The organism is Aquimarina sp. MAR_2010_214 (assembly GCF_002846555.1).
Taxonomy (GTDB): domain Bacteria; phylum Bacteroidota; class Bacteroidia; order Flavobacteriales; family Flavobacteriaceae; genus Aquimarina.
The window spans coordinates 1602849-1621452 of sequence record NZ_PJMS01000001.1; the positions used below are offsets into that span (position 1 = coordinate 1602849).

The 18604-nt window shown below is 32.8% G+C and carries 12 protein-coding genes; 2 read left to right on the forward strand and 10 right to left on the reverse strand.

Annotated elements, in window-relative coordinates:
* Window positions 1-508: 508 nt before the first annotated feature.
* The 8 genes from ATE84_RS06915 to rplM form a co-directional block, all read right to left on the reverse strand.
* Window positions 509-2917 (reverse strand): RND family transporter, encoded by a 2409-nt coding sequence (locus ATE84_RS06915; RefSeq protein ID WP_101447022.1) that lies wholly within the window; start codon window positions 2915-2917, stop codon window positions 509-511.
* Between the two features lie 86 nt (window positions 2918-3003).
* Entirely contained in the window at window positions 3004-5448 is a 2445-nt protein-coding gene (locus ATE84_RS06920) for a DUF5686 family protein (RefSeq protein ID WP_101447024.1), read from the reverse strand.
* Window positions 5449-5539: 91 nt separating this feature from the next.
* Window positions 5540-6103: a ribosome recycling factor gene (gene frr, locus ATE84_RS06925; RefSeq protein ID WP_101447026.1), complete on the reverse strand. Its 564-nt coding sequence runs from the start codon at window positions 6101-6103 to the stop codon at window positions 5540-5542.
* Window positions 6104-6149: 46 nt separating this feature from the next.
* A complete protein-coding gene (pyrH, locus tag ATE84_RS06930; RefSeq protein WP_101447028.1) occupies window positions 6150-6857 on the reverse strand; it encodes a UMP kinase in 708 nt (235 codons plus the stop codon).
* 453 nt (window positions 6858-7310) lie between these two features.
* Window positions 7311-8276 (reverse strand): translation elongation factor Ts, encoded by a 966-nt coding sequence (tsf, locus tag ATE84_RS06935; protein WP_101447030.1) that lies wholly within the window; start codon window positions 8274-8276, stop codon window positions 7311-7313.
* 172 nt (window positions 8277-8448) lie between these two features.
* A complete protein-coding gene (rpsB, locus tag ATE84_RS06940; protein ID WP_101447032.1) occupies window positions 8449-9351 on the reverse strand; it encodes a 30S ribosomal protein S2 in 903 nt (300 codons plus the stop codon).
* Window positions 9352-9479: 128 nt separating this feature from the next.
* Complete coding sequence (gene rpsI / locus ATE84_RS06945) at window positions 9480-9902, reverse strand: 30S ribosomal protein S9 (RefSeq protein WP_101447034.1); 423 nt, start codon at window positions 9900-9902, stop codon at window positions 9480-9482.
* Entirely contained in the window at window positions 9902-10357 is a 456-nt protein-coding gene (gene rplM, locus ATE84_RS06950; protein WP_101447036.1) for a 50S ribosomal protein L13, read from the reverse strand. The genes rpsI and rplM overlap by 1 nt, the downstream gene beginning before the upstream one ends.
* Window positions 10358-10638: 281 nt before the next feature.
* On the opposite strand from rplM, the gene ATE84_RS06955 reads away from it, so the two are divergent.
* Together ATE84_RS06955 and ATE84_RS06960 are read left to right on the forward strand one after the other, a co-directional pair.
* The gene (locus tag ATE84_RS06955) at window positions 10639-13332 is read left to right on the forward strand and encodes a DUF5916 domain-containing protein (RefSeq protein ID WP_101447038.1); all 2694 of its coding nucleotides are present in this window, start codon (window positions 10639-10641) and stop codon (window positions 13330-13332) included.
* A gap of 70 nt (window positions 13333-13402) precedes the next feature.
* Window positions 13403-14593 (forward strand): serine hydrolase, encoded by a 1191-nt coding sequence (locus ATE84_RS06960; RefSeq protein ID WP_101447040.1) that lies wholly within the window; start codon window positions 13403-13405, stop codon window positions 14591-14593.
* A gap of 81 nt (window positions 14594-14674) precedes the next feature.
* Here ATE84_RS06960 and ATE84_RS06965 read toward each other — a convergent pair whose 3' ends face one another.
* Together ATE84_RS06965 and ATE84_RS06970 are read right to left on the reverse strand one after the other, a co-directional pair.
* Window positions 14675-15349, reverse strand: a complete 675-nt coding sequence (locus ATE84_RS06965) for a fibronectin type III domain-containing protein (RefSeq protein ID WP_101447042.1) — start codon at window positions 15347-15349, stop codon at window positions 14675-14677.
* Window positions 15346-18507: an immunoglobulin domain-containing protein gene (locus ATE84_RS06970; RefSeq protein ID WP_101447044.1), complete on the reverse strand. Its 3162-nt coding sequence runs from the start codon at window positions 18505-18507 to the stop codon at window positions 15346-15348. The genes ATE84_RS06965 and ATE84_RS06970 overlap by 4 nt, the downstream gene beginning before the upstream one ends.
* Window positions 18508-18604 lie beyond the last annotated feature (97 nt).

Genomic DNA, 18604 nt, shown 5'->3' on the forward strand with positions numbered 1-18604 from the left:
ATTTTTTAATCGGATTGAAGCATAATCTTATGAATTCAAAAAAGATTATAGTAATCAAAATATATTTTGATGTTCTTTTTAAACCTTGCATTCATATTATGAAAATACCAAATCTGACGTTTTTTTGAATTATGATTCTATGTAAAAATCGTAAATGGATATGTTTTGATTGAAAAAAGAATGTTTTTTTGAAGTTTTTTTGATGAAATTCAAAAAAACATACTTGTTTTTTTTGAGGTTTAAATTACTGAAAATAAGTAATTTAAATGATGTTTTGTTGAATTTTACTTGTTTGAATAGTGTTAAATTTTAGGTTGTTTATACAAAAAGGGGATTTTTCCCCCCTATTGGGTATTTCAAAATATAAAAAGGGGCAGTATCTTGCATATGCAATTATGACGATTGTGTTTACGTTAAGTTTAGTTCGATAGGTTTTGGGGTAATCTATCTTACAGAAGTCCCGTTAGTTTCTAGCGGGGCTTTTTTTATGAAGATCTGCTTTATTTCCTTATTCTTCCTCGTCTTGAGTTTCTTCAAGCTCTTCATCATTTGGAATGATTTTAAGGGTAGGCTCTTTAAGGGTTTTCTTGTTTGCTATACTTCGCTCTAACGAAAGTAATAAAGAAGGAAGTAGTAAAAGATTAGCTAACATAGCAAATAGTAAGGTTGTTGATACCAACCCTCCAAGTGCTTTGGTTCCTCCAAAACTAGATATCATAAATACAGAAAATCCAAAAAACAAAACAGTTGAGGTATAAAACATACTTACTCCTGTTTCTCGTAATGAAGCAAGTACTGATTTTCTAATCCTCCAATGGTTAGCTTTCAATTCTTGTCTATATTTTGCAAGAAAGTGAATTGTATCATCTACCGAAATACCAAATGCGATACTAAAAACTAATATTGTAGAAGGTTTTATTGGTACTCCAAGATATCCCATAAGACCCGCAGTCATAAGTAATGGTAATAAATTTGGAATCAGAGATATGACAATCATTTTCCAGGATCGAAACATCCAGGCCATAAAAAGGGCAATTAGAATTACTGCAAGTCCGAGAGAAAGAGATAAGTTCCATACCAGGTATTTGGTTCCTTTCTGGAAAATAAGCGCCTTACCAGTAAAAGAAACGTCATATCTGTCTTTAGGAAAAATTTTCTCTAACTGTGGTTTTAGAGTGGCTTCTATACGCTCCATTTCTTCTGTGCCTACATCTTTCATAAAGGTAGTGATTCTTGCGTATTGTCCTGTAGAATCCACATAACTATTCATTACTCCTACTTTGGACTCAAAACTTTTGGCATATGGCAAAATAAAATTTCGCTCCTGACTAGTAGGTATTTGATAATATTTGGGATTTCCGTTATAGAAAGCTTGTTTAGCGTATTTAACAAGGTTGACAATAGAAATAGGCTTTGATAACTCAGGAGTCTCTTCAAGAAGCTCCTGAAGCTTCTCCATGCGTTTCAATGTAGGTAATTTTAGAACACCTTGTTTTCTTTTAGTATCTATTAATATTTCTAATGGCATTACACCATCAAATTCTTCTTCAAAAAATTCTATGTCTTTATAAAATCCAGCTGATTTAGGCATATCCTCTAATAGACTTCCAGAAACTTTTATGGTATAAATACCAATGATGCTAACGATCAAAATAATGACAGAAGAAAAATAGATTGTTACTCGCCTTGTTTTTACCATCTTTTCCATCCAATCCATTAACTTCTCAATCCATCCTTTGCCCAGATGTTTTAAGTGTCTTTCCTTGGGTTGGGGCATATAGCTATAAATTATAGTAATGACTAGAAGGCAAAGTATAAATAAGGCGATTATATTTAGTGAAGCAACAATACCAAATTCTTTAAGTAATTTACTTTCGGTTAATGCAAAAGTTGCAAACCCCGAAGCAGTAGTTACATTTGTCATTAATGTAGCATTACCCACTTTGGTGATTACCCGTTGAAGAGATTTTGCTTTATTACCATGTTTTTTTATTTCTTGTTGGTATTTGTTAATTAAAAAAATACAATTAGGAATACCAATTACAATCACTAATGGAGGAATAATAGCTGTAAGTACAGTTATTTCATACTCTAAAAGCCCTAAAATTCCAAAAGCCCACATTACCCCAATAATTACAGCAGTCATGGATATAAAAGTGGCTCTTAAAGATCTAAAAAAGAAAAAGAATATCAATGAAGTAACCAGTAAAGCGGCAAGAATGAAAATTTCTATTTCATCCATGATGTTTTGAGAATTCAAAGTTCTGATATATGGCATACCAGAAACTTTTACATCCATATTATGTTCATTTTCAAAAGCTAAAACCAAAGGAAGTAGGACTTCTTCAATAAACTTTTTTCGCTTCTTAGTGTTTACAATATCTTTTTTTAGATATAGAGCACTTTGGATAGTTTTGGACTTTTTGCTATAGATAAGTCCTTCATAGAATGGTAGCTTGTTGAATAACTCGTGTTCATAGTTAGATACCTGTTTTTCGGTATAGCTAGAGTCTTTAATAAAAGGCACTAATTCAAATCGGGGAGGGTTATCTTCTTTTTTTAAAGTTTTAAGATCAGCTATAGAAACTACCAAATCAATCTCTTCGTATTTTTTGAACGAGTCATTAAAATCATTCCATGCCTTTAGCTTTTTAGAAGTAAAAAGCGTACTGTCTTTAACAGCCATTACGATTAGATTACCTTCTTCGCCAAATTTTTGAAGGAATTTTTGATATAATATATTTACCTCATGATCATCGGGAAGTAGATTCGCTTCTGAGTGAGAAAACTTCATGTTTTTCCACTGAAAACCTAAAAAAACCGTAATTCCTATTATTGCTAGAAATATTATCGCTCTATTGCGAAGTATAATTCCAGCTAGTGCATTCCAAAACCCGAAACTGAATAATTTTGCCATCCTTTATTTTCCTGCTGCAAATGTAATGATTGGTGAATTATTATTTTGGTATTTCTGAAAAAGAAAAATGATTTATCGTACAAAGACTATAGTTTTAGATAAAAGGTGAATTTACCCGAAATATTGTCCTCAAATCGTGGAAGATGATAGGCCCCATAACGATATGCAAAACTAAGTCCGAAACCTGCAAATAATTTGTTGATTTCAAATCCAGACTCTTGATAACCTTGTTGTAAAGATGAAAAATTTACTCCTTGATGATTTTCAAGATTACTAACATCTCCGATTGCGTAACGTGTTATAAAAACAAGCTCTGGTTTAAACCAATTCGTCACTTTTACAGGTTTAATTCTATGTTTAACCTGTAATGTTGCTAATCTATCATTAAAAAACTCCCCAAAATACATAGTCTCAAAGGTTCTTCTGCCTGCTACAGAAAATCGTTGAAGTACTGTTTCTTTGGTTGGAGCATTAGGATAAGCATGATATAAATGTGTAAGTGGGATATCCCCAGAGGCAATATCTGCTTCAAATAAAATACTCGTTTTAGATTGGTTAATACGATTAATAATATATTCTGCTTTTAGACCTATTTTACTGTATGAGAAATTACTATCAAATATGCCTTTAAAACCTTGCGTATATTGTGCCGTGATTTTTGGATATCCATCATGAATTTCTTTATATCGATTAGGTGTTTTTAGAAATTTACTAAATGGACTCCATCTCAATGCTATGGTAGCTTCTGCTGTTTTATACCCTGAAAATAGATTACCATCATTTAAATATTGATATCCTCCTGTCTGATTGATATTGCTTATAGAAAATTGAGTTTCTGAAAGTAGCTTTGGCAATATCTGCTGTTGCAAACTAGCACTCCAGGTTCTGTGCTTGTAATAAAAATCTATATTTACCAAGCGTGGTTCGAATAAAGAATATACTCTTCTATCTGTAAGATAGAGAAAACTACCTACTTCTCTAATGTCATCGGTATAATTAAAATTAAACCAGGAGTTTGATTTTTTATTTACTAATAACCCTCCTCCAACACCATATTTAGATTTTGAATCTCTAAACCCATAAACAAAATAGCCTTCGAGTCTAAATTGATTAGAGAACTTGGTGTTTGTTAAACCACCTACTCCTAAACGTAACCCTTCATAATTATTATATTTTACAGGATAAGTGAGATCAAAGTTGAAAAACCCAACAGGATAATATCCAATATTAAAACTTTGGATAACATTAATTCTACGTTCTATGTTTTGAGCTTTTACAATACTATCTATAACTTGAAACGAGTTTAGATCTTTTTCTGTAATCGCACTAGTGCGATATTGATTCCAATAAGATTCTGATCTACTATTAGCTTCAGGATCTATTCTTATTGCTGCTTGATTTTGTTTAATGTCTTGAATGGTATCTAATTTGATATCAAATAAGTCTGTTGTAGAGACTAAAAAATCATTATTTCCAGAAAAACTTTTTTTATCATTTCCTAATCTTCCTACAGAGATTTGACCTCCAAATAAGCTTACCTTTTGCCTTCCGTTCCCTGGTCTTATTGTAATTTCTTGTTTGGTCGGAAACCAGCTCTCTTTTTCAGAGACGTATTTAAAACTATGAGTTGCCATTACATTAAGTTCTCCTCGTAATTCTATGATAGCTTTTTGAATTGCTAATGTTTTTATGTCTAGATAGAGTACCCCTTCTAAACTTGCATAATTTTTGGATTTACGAGGTTGAAATAGAATAACAAAAGATGGGTTTTTACCCTGCACAGTATCCAGAACTTTATAATAATAATTTCTAAGGGCTGCTCTTTTTGATAAAGGCCCTATGTATTTGTTGTTAAAAATCGTATAATCTTCATTATAAAGAGAGTTGGATTGTATTTTAATACCAAGTACACTGTAGATAGGCTCTTTAAAACCACTCATTCGAGTTGCTAAGACTGTTTCTTTTTCACCTGTATTTTTTCTATATTGATGTAAACTTATTTTCTCTGAAAGAAAAGAATGAGCTTTGTTAAATAGGTGTTCCATCTCAACACTGGTAGTGTCTTGGGTGTTTAGTTGGGCTTGATTGTCCTCTGTGATTTTTAATTTGTTATAACTTTTGTAGCTAAAACTACGTAATAGCTTTTTTGGATTGTTTTTGTCTTTTCTACGTATTGCTTCTGCAATAAGTTGAGTGGCAATGTTCTCAGGAGTATCTAGCTTTACCGTTTCAAGATTTTCCTCTTTGGTACTAAGTTGTATTTCTAGTTTTTCTGAATTCTTAGATGCTATTAAAACGGTCTTTGTTTGATATCCTAAGTAGCTTATGGTAAGATTAACAGGGAAGGTGTTACATCGAATAACAAATTCACCTTTAACAGAGGTTAAGGCGTATGAAGAACTACTAGTTTTTACAGTGGCAAAAGGTAGGGGTTGATTAGAACTTTCATCAATGACAATACCATTAATACTAACTTGAGAAATTAAGACAAAGTGTACAAAAAATAATAAACAAAAAAATTTGTTCTGCATTATACCAAATAGGTTCAAAAAAAGCGAAGATACAAAAAAAGCGTTTCTAATAAGAAAACGCTTTACTTATAATTTACGTACATTAGAAATGTTAAACTGTCATGATTTCTTTTTCTTTATGACTAAGCATTTCATCAACCTTTTTAATGTATGTATCTGTTAATGCTTGAATATCTACTTCTGTATTTTTTGCTAAGTCCTCTGATAATCCATCTTTTTCTAGTTTCTTGATCTCATTATTAGCATTTTTTCGATCATTTCGTATACCAACTTTAGAATCTTCTGCCTCAGCTTTTGCTTGTTTTGCAAGATCTTTACGGCGTTCTTCTGTAAGAGGAGGGACGCTAATGATAACACTTTCGCCATTATTCATTGGATTAAACCCTAAATTAGCTATCTGAATACCTTTTTCAATTTCAGGAATTACAGACTTGTCAAAAGGCTGAATTGTGATGGTTCTTGCATCAGGAGTGGATACATTCCCTACTTGGTTTAAAGGGGTAGGAGAGCCATAGTATTCTACCATTACACTACCTAACATAGCAGGAGATGCTTTGCCGGCTCTAATATTGAGTAATTTTTTTTCTAAATGAGTAATTGCTGCTTGCATTGACTCTTTTGTCGAATCTATAATAAAATCTATTTCTTCTTTCATATTTTAGTTCTTTTCTTCTGATTAGTCAAAAAATAAGCCAATGTGATTAAAGGTTTACTTGGGTACCTATGGATTCACCAGAAACTACTTTTAGTAAATTTCCAGCTTTATTCATGTCAAAGACTATTATAGGTAATTCGTTTTCCTGGCTTAATGTAAATGCTGTTGTATCCATCACCTTCAGACCTTTACGTAAAACATCATCAAAAGATATGAAATCAAATTTTGTTGCATCAGCATTTTTTTCTGGATCAGAGGTGTATATTCCATCTACTCTAGTGCCTTTTAAAATGACGTCTGCATTAATTTCTATAGCTCTAAGGACTGCAGCTGAGTCAGTGGTGAAATAAGGATTCCCTGTTCCTCCACCAAATATAACAACTCTTCCTTTTTCAAGATGGCGTATAGCTCTTCGGCGTATAAAAGGCTCTGCAACCTCATTAATCTTTACTGCAGACTGCAATCGAGTAGGTATTTCGGCATCTTCAAGAGCACTCTGTAAGGCTAATCCATTAATAACTGTTGCAAGCATACCCATATGATCTGCTTGAACTCTGTCCATTCCTTTACTAGCACCTGCGACACCTCTAAAAATATTACCTCCTCCGATCACAATAGCGACTTGTACACCTTTTTCTGTGATTTGTTTGATTTCATAGGCATACTCGGCCAATCTTTTAGGATCAATTCCATATTGACGATCACCCATTAGAGCTTCGCCAGATAATTTAAGTAATATTCTTTTATATTCCATTATGAGATTTAACTGTGGTGCAAATATAATGATATTCTTAATTTAGAAAATAGTTTAGATTATAAAGGTGGATTTTTAAGTTGAATTGTTAAATGTTAAAGTTTAAAAATAATTTAAAAAAAGGGTGGTTTTCCCCTAGATAGGGTATTGATTCGTGTTGAATTATGTTATAGGTTTGCATCAAGGAAAACAAAAAAGGTGTTGGGGATGATAAATGTTTTTAGAAAGGTGATAGATGTTTTTTAGTATACAAATACCATTAGGTTATTTGTGTGTTATAGACTGATTGGGGAGTTAGTCTGTATTGGAGTGAGTTTTTGAAGAAATTCGAAACTTATAAACGTCAGAAACCTGAAAGAAAATATTTTGATAATGATGAATAAAAAACCGCTTCTATTATAGAAGCGGTTTTTATTTTTTCAGATAAATCTGAACAATATATAATTATTTGGATTAACCCAGAGCTACTCTTTCAAAAGAAACTACAGATATATCTCCAAGTGTTTTTACATAATCAGCAACACTTTTCTTTTCATCTTTAATGAAGTTTTGGTCAAGAAGACATTGTTCTTGATCCAAAGTTGTATTGTCAGAAATAAATCTTTCTAACTTTCCAGGAAGAATTCTATCCCAGATTTGTTCTGGTTTACCTTCTGCTTTAAGCTCGTCTTTTAATTTTTCTTCTGCCTGTGCAATTACATCATCAGTCAATTGAGATCTTGAAATAAATTGAGGAACATTTTTCAATGTTTTTCCTAATCTACCAAGTTCAATATTTTCTTTTTCGATTGCAGCAATTCTTGCTTGAGTTTCTGAAGCAACATATTCTGGATCAAAATCTTTGTAAGATAGTGTAGTTGCTCCCATAGAAGCTACTTGCATAGAGATATCTTTGGCAAGTACCTCTGCGCTATCTATTTCATTTGATAAACCGGTTAAAGCGCCAATTTTATTACCATGGATATAAGATCCTACAAAAGGAGCCTCTAGTACTTTAAAATCTCCTATTTCGATTTTTTCTCCAATAACACCAGTTTGTTCAGTAAGCTTTTCCTGAACTGTCATACCATTAAAATCTGCAGCTAAAAATTCTTCTTTAGAAGAAGTGTTAAGTGCTAGTTCAGCTAATTCTCGTGCTAAAGAAACAAAAGAATCATTTTTTCCTACAAAATCAGTTTCACAATTAAGAGAAACAATTACTCCTTTGTTTTTTGCGTCATTAACTTTTGCAATAACTGCACCTTCAGAAGATTCTCTATCTGCTCTTTTATCAGCAATTTTTTGTCCTTTTTCTCTTAGGACTTTGATAGCTTTGTCAAAATCTCCTTCAGCCTCAACAAGGGCTTTTTTGCAGTCCATCATTCCGGCACCTGTAGCTTTACGCAATTTACTTACTTCGGCTGCTGTAATATTTGCCATATCTTTAAATATTTAATGTGTAAAAATGTATTGTTTGTATAAAAAACAAGTCGTTTAGTTAGTACTACAAAAGTAAAGAACCAAACGACTTATCAATTTTATATTAAAGTTAAATTTTGTCGTAGAGATAAAAGCTTAACTTCGAATTTTAATAGATTGTATATCTATTTGTTTATTCTTCCTCTTGCTTTGCAGCTTCAGTTACTGGAGCTTCTACTTTAGTTTCAGCTTTTGCAGGTGCTTCAACCTTTGCAGGTGTTTCAGCTTTTGCAGGTGTTTCAGCTTTTGCAGGTGCTTCAGTCTTTGCAGATGTTTCAGTTTTTACTGGTGCTTCAGCTTTTGTGTCCTTTTTAGGGGCATCTTTTTTAGGAGCATCTTTTGCAGCTTTTCTTTCGCTTAGACCTTCTATAACAGCATCACTAACATAAGTCATAACTTTGTCTATAGATTTAGAAGCATCATCATTTGCAGGGATTACATACTGTACTTGACGTGGGTCAGAGTTCGTATCAACCATTGCAAAAATAGGAATGTTTAATTTCTGAGCTTCTTTTACTGCGATATGTTCGCGAGTAATATCTACAACAAATAATGCCCCAGGTAGACGAGTCATATCAGAAATAGAACCTAAATTCTTTTCTAATTTTGCTCTTAAACGGTCTACTTGTAAACGTTCTTTTTTAGATAGTGTGTTAAAGGTACCGTCTTTCTTCATTCTATCGATAGAAGCCATTTTTTTGACTGCTTTACGAATAGTAACAAAGTTAGTAAGCATACCACCAGGCCATCTTTCTGTAATATAAGGCTGGTTAGCTTTACTTGCTTTTTCGGCTACGATTTCTTTAGCTTGTTTTTTAGTCGCAACAAAAAGGATTTTTCTGCCGGACGCTGCTATTTTTTTTAAAGCCTCACCAGCTTCATCAATTTTTGCAGCAGTTTTATATAAGTTAATGATGTGGATACCATTACGCTCCATATAAATATATGGTGCCATATTTGGATCCCATCTTCTTGTAAGGTGACCAAAGTGTACACCTGCATCAAGTAATTCTTTTACTTCGATATTGTTTGCCATTTTTGTAATAGTTTACGTTCTGTTGAATTAGCAATGCTCAAGTGGCTACTTTTTGTAAGGCCTTGTGCATTTAGATGCTAAACTAACACCTCATGAATTGAGGTAACAACAAATACTGTTTTAATAAATTAACGTTTAGAGAACTGGAATTTCTTACGAGCTTTCTTCTGACCGAATTTCTTACGCTCCACCATTCTTGGATCTCTGGTCAATAAACCTTCTGGCTTAAGAATACCTCTGTTTCCTGTTGCTCTTCCGTCTTCTGTTTCTTCAACGTCATCTGTGTCAAAAGTACACATTGCTCTTGATATTGCTAAACGTATTGCTTCAGCTTGTCCTGTGACACCACCGCCGTAAACATTTACCAAGATGTCAAATTTTCCATCATTTCCTGTTAAAACCAATGGTTGGTTTACTTTGTACTGCAATGTAGCAGTAGGGAAATAATCATTTAAATCTTTTTTGTTTACCACGATCTTTCCAGAACCTTCTTTAAGATAAATTCTAGCTACAGCCGTTTTTCTACGACCAATTTTGTGAATAACTTCCATTACTTAAATTCGTTTAAGTTAACAGTTTTAGGTTGCTGAGCTTCCTGACTGTGATCTGCTCCTGCATAAACCTTTAAATTACGGAATAAAGCAGCACCTAATTTGTTCTTAGGTAACATTCCTTTTACCGATTTTTCGATTAAACGCTCTGGATTTTTGTCATACAATTCCTGAGCAGTAAGACTTCTTTGCCCTCCAGGGTATCCAGTGTGACGGATATACGATTTATCTGTCCACTTTTTTCCTGTTAAGTTGATTTTTTCGGCATTGGTAATGATAACATTATCACCGCAATCAACGTGTGGGGTAAAGTTAGGCTTGTGTTTTCCTCTTAGTAGTAATGCAACTACAGAAGAAAGACGCCCTAAAGTCTGTCCTTCAGCATCTACATGCAACCATTCTTTTGTAACGGTAGCTTTGTTGGCAGATACTGTTTTGTAACTTAATGTGTCCACACTAATTATTTTTACTTAATTAAACATTCCTTTTCCTATATAAAATAGGGGTGCAAATGTACAATTATATATTTAGATAGCAAACAGGTAATAGATATTATTTTTAAAGTATGACTCATTGGTTTTCAGCTATATTGATATAATAATGAGTTGTCCTGTTTGTTTTATGCTCTATAATCAGCTTCTCTTGTTAATTTTTTACTAAAAAACAGTATGAAGTGTGACAAACTTAAATAATTTCTGTCATCTTAGTTATATCAATCATCAAACTTCTACTAATCATGAAATGTTATACCTGTCTTTTGGTACTCTTTTTGTTTCCAATTATCTCCTTCGCACAAGATTCTACCAGTACGGTTAAAAAAAGAATTTATACTACAAAACCTTTAAAGGGAATTGAGGCTCCAACAATAAATGGTTTAATTGATGAACCAGGTTGGGATGTGGTAGAATGGACTAGTGATTTTATTGAAAATCAGCCTGATGAAAACACACCGCCAGGTCAAAAGACTAAATTTAAAATTGTTTATGATCAAAACTATCTATATGTAGCGTATCGGTGTTATGATACCGAACCAGATAAAATAGAAAAACGATTATCAAGAAGAGATGGTTTTGCAGGAGATTGGGTAGAGATTAATTTGGATACATACCATGATAAAAGAACTGGTTTTTCGTTTAGCATTACAGCTGCAGGGGTAAAGGGTGATGAATTTATTTCACGAAATGGAAACAATTGGGATAGTAGCTGGAATCCTGTATGGTATGCTGCAAGTAATATAGATGATGAAGGATGGACTGCCGAAGTTAAAATTCCACTTAGTCAATTAAAATTTGGTAAAAATAAAGAGCAGATATGGGGGCTGCAAGTAACCCGTAGGTTGTTTAGAAAAGATGAAAAATCGGTATGGCAACGTATACCACAGGATGCTCCAGGATGGGTGAGTGAGTTCGGAGAATTGCATGGCCTTATTGATATTGAACCACAAAAGCAATTAGAAATCCAGCCATTTGCAGTAACACAATTTGATACTTATCCAGAAGAAAAAGGAAATCCATTTAGAGATGGAAAAGATTTTAAATTGAATGGAGGGTTGGACGCTAAAATTGGAATTACCAATGATCTTACTCTGGATTTAACTGTGAATCCTGATTTTGGACAGGTTGAAGCTGATCCTGCAGCTATTGCATTAGATGGGTTTCAGATTTTCTTCAGAGAACAACGACCCTTTTTTGTAGAAAATAAAAATATATTCGATTATCGCTTTGCCAATAATCAGGATAATGTGTTTTACTCTCGTAGGATCGGTAGGAGCCCTCAGGGATCAATTTCTGAAATTGACAATGAGTTTGTGGATAAGCCAACAAATACAACAATTCTTGGAGCAGCAAAGTTTAGTGGAAAAACCAAGGACGGCTGGTCTATTGGTGTTTTAGAGAGTGTAACCTCAAGAGAGATTGCAAAAATTGAGGATGAAAATGGAAATAGGAGAGAAGCTATTGTAGAACCTTTAACTAATTATATGGTTGGGAGGGTGCAAAAAGATTTTAATAAACGTAATTCATTTATTGGAGGAATCATTACTGCTACTAATCGAGATCTTGGGGATGTGTTTACTATTGATGAAGATGATCCTAATACAGACGAAACATCAGAAGTAGCAGGGACCAGAGAGAATAATCTTAATCTTCTTAGGAAATCTGCATATACAGGAGGATTAGATTTTAGACATAATTGGAAAGATAGAAAGTATTTTTTAGAAGGTAATATTGTCGCCAGTCATATAGAAGGTTCTAAAGAAGCTATAGAGGAAACTCAGAATGAATTAACTCATCTTTTTCAACGGGTTGATGCAGGGCATGTAGAAGTAGATCCCAATAGGACTTCATTAACCGGAACTGGAGGTAAATTAACTGGGGGTAAATCTGGTGGAGGAAATTGGAGATATAGTGCGGGAATATTTTGGCGTTCTCCAGAACTTGAATTAAATGATATTGGATTTTTACGTCAAGCAGACGAAATCAGGCAATTTTCCAGAGTAAGCTATCGCTTCTTAAAACCAACAAAGTTATATAGAAGAGCAAATATCAATTTCAATCAGTTTACTACATTTGATTTTGATGGAAATTATAATCGTATTCAGTATCGATTAGAGGGCTTTATTAATTATAAGAATAACTGGTGGACTGAATTAGGTTTTGGGCATAAACCACGTGTTTTTACCAATACATTTTTACGAGGAGGACCTCGCTGGCGTTTCTCTGATGAGAATTTCGCTTATTTGTTTTTTGGATCAGACCGAAGAAAGAAATTTAACTTTACCATTGGGTATGATGGTTCCAGGGCACAGCAAAAAAATTTTTCGTTTAATAGGTATGTGATTCGATTAAGGTATCAGCCTTTTAATTCTTTTAGTATGTCTCTTAATCCACAGTTTCGACAAAACCCTAATAAAACTCAATATGTAACAGAAGCAGATTTTAACGGAACGACTCGTTATATTACTGCAGATATAGATCAGCAAACACTGAGTGCAAGTATTCGGTTGAACTATAATATCAATCCAAATTTGACAATACAGTATTATGGAGAACCTTTTATATCGAGAGGAAGATATAAAGATTTTAATTATGTGAATAATGCGATTGCCAAAAATCTAAGTGAACGAGTAACATTATACGATCAGAACCAGATTTCGTTGGTAGATGATGACTATGAGATAGACGAAAATCGAGATGGAACAGTTGATTATACAATTAGTAATCCTGATTTTGCCTTTGTGCAATTTCGTTCTAATTTGGTTTTACGTTGGGAATATATTCCGGGCTCCGAAATATTTTTGGTTTGGTCCCAAGGAGTTACCGGAGATGGAATCCCTTCTGATGACCTATTTAAAAGTTTAGATAATCAAATTCTGAATCAACAACCGGAGAACACATTTTTAATCAAAGCAACATATCGTTTTGTGTTGTAAATTTTCTGAAAAAGTTTTTATACAATAAATAATATTAAACGTATTTTGCGACACTATAGAATGTTGTAATATGAAGTATTTTTATGTTGTATTAACTTTAATCTTTTTAGTGGCTTGTACCACGTCAAAGCCTAAAGAAAGAGTTGTTGTAATTGATAAGAAACCAGAAGAATCAAAAAAAGATTCTATATCTTTCTTTCTAGAGCATTACGAGAAATTTTTTGCTACTAATTTTAATGTTTCAGAATGCCCTGGAGCTGCTGTCGTCGTTGTTAAAGGTGGTACAGTGATCTATAGAAAAGGTTTTGGAGTAAAAGAAATTCAGACACAAGATTCTGTAGATGTAAATACCGTTTTTAGAATCGCAAGCTTATCAAAAGGAGTGACTGCCGTTTTAGCAGGAAATTTGGTTGATCATAATGAATTACAGTGGGATCAGAAAGTTAGAGAATCAGTAAAAACATTTAGTTTAAGAAATAGTGAACAGGCAGATCGACTTAAGGTAAATCATTTATTATCGCATACAACAGGGCTTTATCCTTATACATATACTAAGCTCATACAAAAAGGATGGTCTTTAGAGCAAATTATTAAAAATTTTAAAAGAAAAGGAGTTGTATCTAAAGAAGGAATAGATTACGAATATCAAAATGCAATATTTTCGATTGTTGAAAAAATAATGGAAAACCAAACAGAAAAATCTTTTGAAAGCCTTCTTAAAGAAAGAGTATTTAATCCGGCAGGAATGCATACAGCATCAAGTACATATGCAGCAATAAAAAAGAACGATAATGTAGCTTTACCACATAAATATAATCATTATTCTAATAAATATAGAGTTACAGGGATTCATAAAAATTATTACAATGTAGCTGCTGCAGGAGGAATTAATGCATCAATCTCTGATATGGGAGAGTATTTAAAGGTGTTGTTAGGATATAGGCCGGATGTTATATCAAAAGAAAGTCTCGGAGATATTTTTAATCCTATTATTTGTACCAGTGATAAAGATACCTATGTTAATTTGTGGGATGGAGTAACAGACTCGTATTATGCAATGGGTTGGCGAGTTTTGGATTACAGAGGTAGAAGAATAATGTATCACGGAGGTAATGTAAATCAATATAAAACACAATTATTAGTTGATCCCGATAATGATATTGGTGTTTGTGTATTATTTAACGGTCCCAATCCATTTAATGGTCCGGTGATACCTACTTTTTTAAATTATTACGATTTTTACCTTGATATGAAGAAATAAAAAACTGGTATTGACTTTTTTAAATTAAAACAAACCTGTTTGATATAACATCGAACAGGTTGTTTACTTCATGATTTTAACCTAATTGTTGGTAAATTTAAATTCTTTCTTGGATATAGAACTGTTTCCTTTTTTATCTAAAGTTATAATTTGAATATAATAGATAGTGTCATAATCAATGGGGTACTTAAGGGTAGTATTCTCTGTTGTTTTGATTAGAGTTGATGTGCTTTTAGAGGTGTCTATATATACTTCATATTTGTCGATATCATTATCTATATCCGATGCCTCCCAAAGGATAGTTATGGTACTGTCCTTATTGTCTGTCAAAGTAATTGTAGCGGGAAATGGAATGTGATCTGAAGTCGTCATGCCTTCTGAATAAAAACTCCAAGTTTCATTACTTTGTTTTGAACTAGATTCTTTTACCGCTATTACATTCCAGGTAAATTGATCTCCTTTTGGGATATCAATTTCAATAGAATTTGTAGTAACAGTAGCTTCAAATTTTTGTTCTTTTTTTTGAGTTATAACTTCTATCTTGTATGATGTTGCATTATTAGATGTCGACCATCTAAAAGGGATAGAAACTATGTCATTAGAAACGTTCGTTCCTTCTGTGCATATTTTGCCGTTTTCAGGAAAAACTAAATTGAAATCTCCTAATTCTGAACCAAGATTTGCTACATCATCGCTAGTGTTACAAGCCTGAACTACTAGAGTTATTAGAATAAGTATATATGTAGTTAATCTCATTGTTTTAACATTTTTATGTTTGTTCTTTTGTTCTTTGTGGTAATTGTTACTAGATACATTCCTGTAGCTAGATTATCTATGGGTAGGTTATATTTAGAGTCTTGAGAAGTAATAGTAGAGGATAACACTACGTTTCCGGTAAGATTTCTTATTACTAAGGATGTTTTCGAGTTTGTTAAGCCAGAAATAGTTAAGTAATCCTTTGCGGGTTGTGGATAAAAAACAACTTGATTGTTGCCAATAACGGTGTTAAATTTTCCTTGGCAAGTTTTATTAGTTTTTATCTCAATCTCATTTAATCCATTTTCAAGCTTTATAATCACTTCTTTTTTGTTAGTATCTATGAAGTGATATTCATAACTTTTTGAATTTAGTTCTATTTTGTAATATTTACTTCCAGAAACTTCAAAAAAGGCAGTTTTATTTTGATCATCAATTTTGGTATTCAAAATCTTCATGCTCTCTGGCATTTTTACTATTGTGTTATAACATTGAAGATCGTTATAATATGGATTATCTAAAACTGCTATGCATAATTGGTATTTCCCTTCAGAGAGATCATCAATTACAAGATCAGTTTTGAAATCAATATTGTCATAGCTTGAAGTATTGTTATCACTATCATATAGTGTAACCGTATAGGTGTAATCTTTTTTGAATGAAATTTTAATTTTACCATTAGAAACATCAGGGCATGACGTGCTAGTAACCAGAATTTCTATATCTTCTGGATTAATTGGGTTTAATTGAAATCTAGAACACCCATTAGTGTCCACAACATCGTCTATAAGTGTATCCGGGCACAGATCTAAATCATTTGTAACTCCATCTTTGTCATTGTCTAATTGACTTTGTGCACAACCATCACTGTTTACAGCTTCTTTAGGAAAAGTACCTGGACACAGATCAATACTATCACTTACTCCATCATTATCTGTATCGGTAAATTGTACATTAAGTGTTACAGGTTCTTTTCTGATTTCTAAATTGGTTACTGTACGATTAGTGATTATACAATCATAAACTCCTACATGAGAAGAATTTGTTCTTGGGATATTGTAAAAATCATCATTGGCTCCAGAAATATTCACTCCATTTTTACGCCATTGATATATGTTATTTGGACTTGTTGTAGCTCGTACCGCGAATATATAAGAAGCTCCTTCTTCGGTAGTAGCAGTTTGTTGAGTGTTAATGTTTGCTTGCGGAGCATATTGAAACGTTGTCAATCCATTGTAGTGGTTAAAATCATCCTCAAAATCTTCAAAAACGAAGTGGTTTTCAGAAATACCAAAAACAGTCAACTTTGTAAGATTTTTAATTTCTGTAGGGATTTTACCTGATAACTTGTTTTTGGATACCTTTAAAAGACGAAGCTCAGTTAGGTTTCCGATTTGAGCTGGTATTGATCCCTCTAATTGATTTCCATATATAGTAAGATTGTTTAGTTTTGTCAAACTAAATAATTCAATAGGGATTTCTCCAGATAGTAGATTGTCTGATAAATTTAAGGTTTTAAGATTTGTAAGGTTACCTATTATTGTAGGTATAGTGGCAGATAATTGATTCTCATTTAATTGTAAAAAATCTAAGAATGTAAGATTGCCTATTTCTTCTGGTAGTGTACCTGTTAAATTATTATTTGTCAAACTTATCGCCTGTACATTTTTTGAATCATCAAGAAATACACCATGCCAGGTACTTACATCGGCTGTCAAATCCCAGGGATTAACCCAATTTGGTCCGTTTGTAGCATTGTATAAAGCAATTAGTGCGTCTTTTTGTATCTGTGGAACATACCGAACAATTTGCGTAAAATTCTTTTGCAATGTAAGCCCTGGTACCTTGTCGTTTGTTATAAAACAGGTATAACGACCTAAATCAGCATTTGAGGCATTGGGTATAACCAATGTTCGATTTGTTTGGTCAACTAGATCAGAATTATCTCTTCTCCATCTATATTTATTATTTATACTACTTGTAGCTGTTACTGCTAAAGTGATTTCATCGCCTGGTATTAATTCAATGGTTTCAGAAGCATCAACACGTGCCTGTGGTGAATAGCTAAAAATATCTAAGGTGTTATAAGTGCTAAATTCATTTTCAAAATCATCAAAAACAAATTTGTTGTTACTGATGTTAAAAAGAGATAAAGAGGAAAAGTCTTTAATTTTGACCGGTATTGTACCCGATAGTTTATTTCCAGATAAGTTAATAGATTCAAGATTGGATAGGTTGCCAATTCCCACTGGTATATTTCCTTCTAATTCATTAAAATAAAGTGATATGATTTTTAGCTTAGTTAGATTACCAATTTCATTTGGGATACTTGTAAATAAGTTTCGCTCTAAATATAAATACTCCAAATTGACTAAATTTCCAATTTCCGGGGGAATTGGTCCCGAAAGTTCATTGGTCATCAGCCTTATTGTTTTTAAATGGATTAGGTTTCCTATTTCAGCAGGAATATTTCCTTTGAGTCGTTTAGCAAATAAATTTAGTTGGACAACATGATTGTTCTCATCAAAAACCAAACCACTCCACCTATCCATGCGGGTATTAAGATTCCAAGAGTTTTGCCAATTTGGGCCGTCGGTGGCATTATATAATGCAATTAATGCATCCCTCTCTCGTGTTGATTCGTCAACATCGAATAATCTAATGTTGTCTATATATACTTCAAAAGGTTCGTTGCCGAAATAATCAAGGAATATTTCTATATCATATCCTTCGGTAGTAAAAGGAGTGATTGTTTGAGTAAATGAATTCCATTCAAAGTTTTGAGCAGGTGTACCCCCGCCAGAACTACTCCCACCGAAAACACTTGGACTATATTGATAACTAACTAATTGTTGATCATTAAAAGGCGTAGAGGCAGTTTTAATTTTATAATCGAAACTAATTCGATATGTTTTTGAGGCATCTAACTGTAAGTTTTTTACAATTAGTTTAGGAGTAGTGGTTCCGTGAACAAATAACGCACTTGTTCCCCCAATTGTAGATTCATCAAAACTTTGAGTAACATTACCTTCTATTGTCCAGTTTAAAGGTGTTCCCTCAAAATCCCAATCAAATAATTCTCCGTTTTGAATTAAATTAGTTTGAGAATAGAAAAGAGAAGTATATGCCAAGGTGATTACAAATAGTATTTTTCTCATTTTGGTTTTTGTGAATAGCAAACGAAAATTAGTGATTAACCAGTTAAGCGTTCTATGTTATTTTTTTAAAATATTTGCAAATATAACATATAATAAG

Excerpts from the sequence above, each read along its gene's own strand:
- ATE84_RS06915 (WP_101447022.1), bottom strand. The coding sequence starts at position 2,917 with ATGGCAAAATTATTCAGTTTCGGGTTTTGGAATGCACTAGCTGGAATT.
- ATE84_RS06920 (WP_101447024.1), bottom strand. The coding sequence starts at position 5,448 with ATGCAGAACAAATTTTTTTGTTTATTATTTTTTGTACACTTTGTCTTA.
- frr (WP_101447026.1), bottom strand. The coding sequence starts at position 6,103 with ATGAAAGAAGAAATAGATTTTATTATAGATTCGACAAAAGAGTCAATG.
- pyrH (WP_101447028.1), bottom strand. The coding sequence starts at position 6,857 with ATGGAATATAAAAGAATATTACTTAAATTATCTGGCGAAGCTCTAATG.
- tsf (WP_101447030.1), bottom strand. The coding sequence starts at position 8,276 with ATGGCAAATATTACAGCAGCCGAAGTAAGTAAATTGCGTAAAGCTACA.
- rpsB (WP_101447032.1), bottom strand. The coding sequence starts at position 9,351 with ATGGCAAACAATATCGAAGTAAAAGAATTACTTGATGCAGGTGTACAC.
- rpsI (WP_101447034.1), bottom strand. The coding sequence starts at position 9,902 with ATGGAAGTTATTCACAAAATTGGTCGTAGAAAAACGGCTGTAGCTAGA.
- ATE84_RS06955 (WP_101447038.1), top strand. The coding sequence starts at position 10,639 with ATGAAATGTTATACCTGTCTTTTGGTACTCTTTTTGTTTCCAATTATC.
- ATE84_RS06960 (WP_101447040.1), top strand. The coding sequence starts at position 13,403 with ATGAAGTATTTTTATGTTGTATTAACTTTAATCTTTTTAGTGGCTTGT.
- ATE84_RS06965 (WP_101447042.1), bottom strand. The coding sequence starts at position 15,349 with ATGAGATTAACTACATATATACTTATTCTAATAACTCTAGTAGTTCAG.
- ATE84_RS06970 (WP_101447044.1), bottom strand. The coding sequence starts at position 18,507 with ATGAGAAAAATACTATTTGTAATCACCTTGGCATATACTTCTCTTTTC.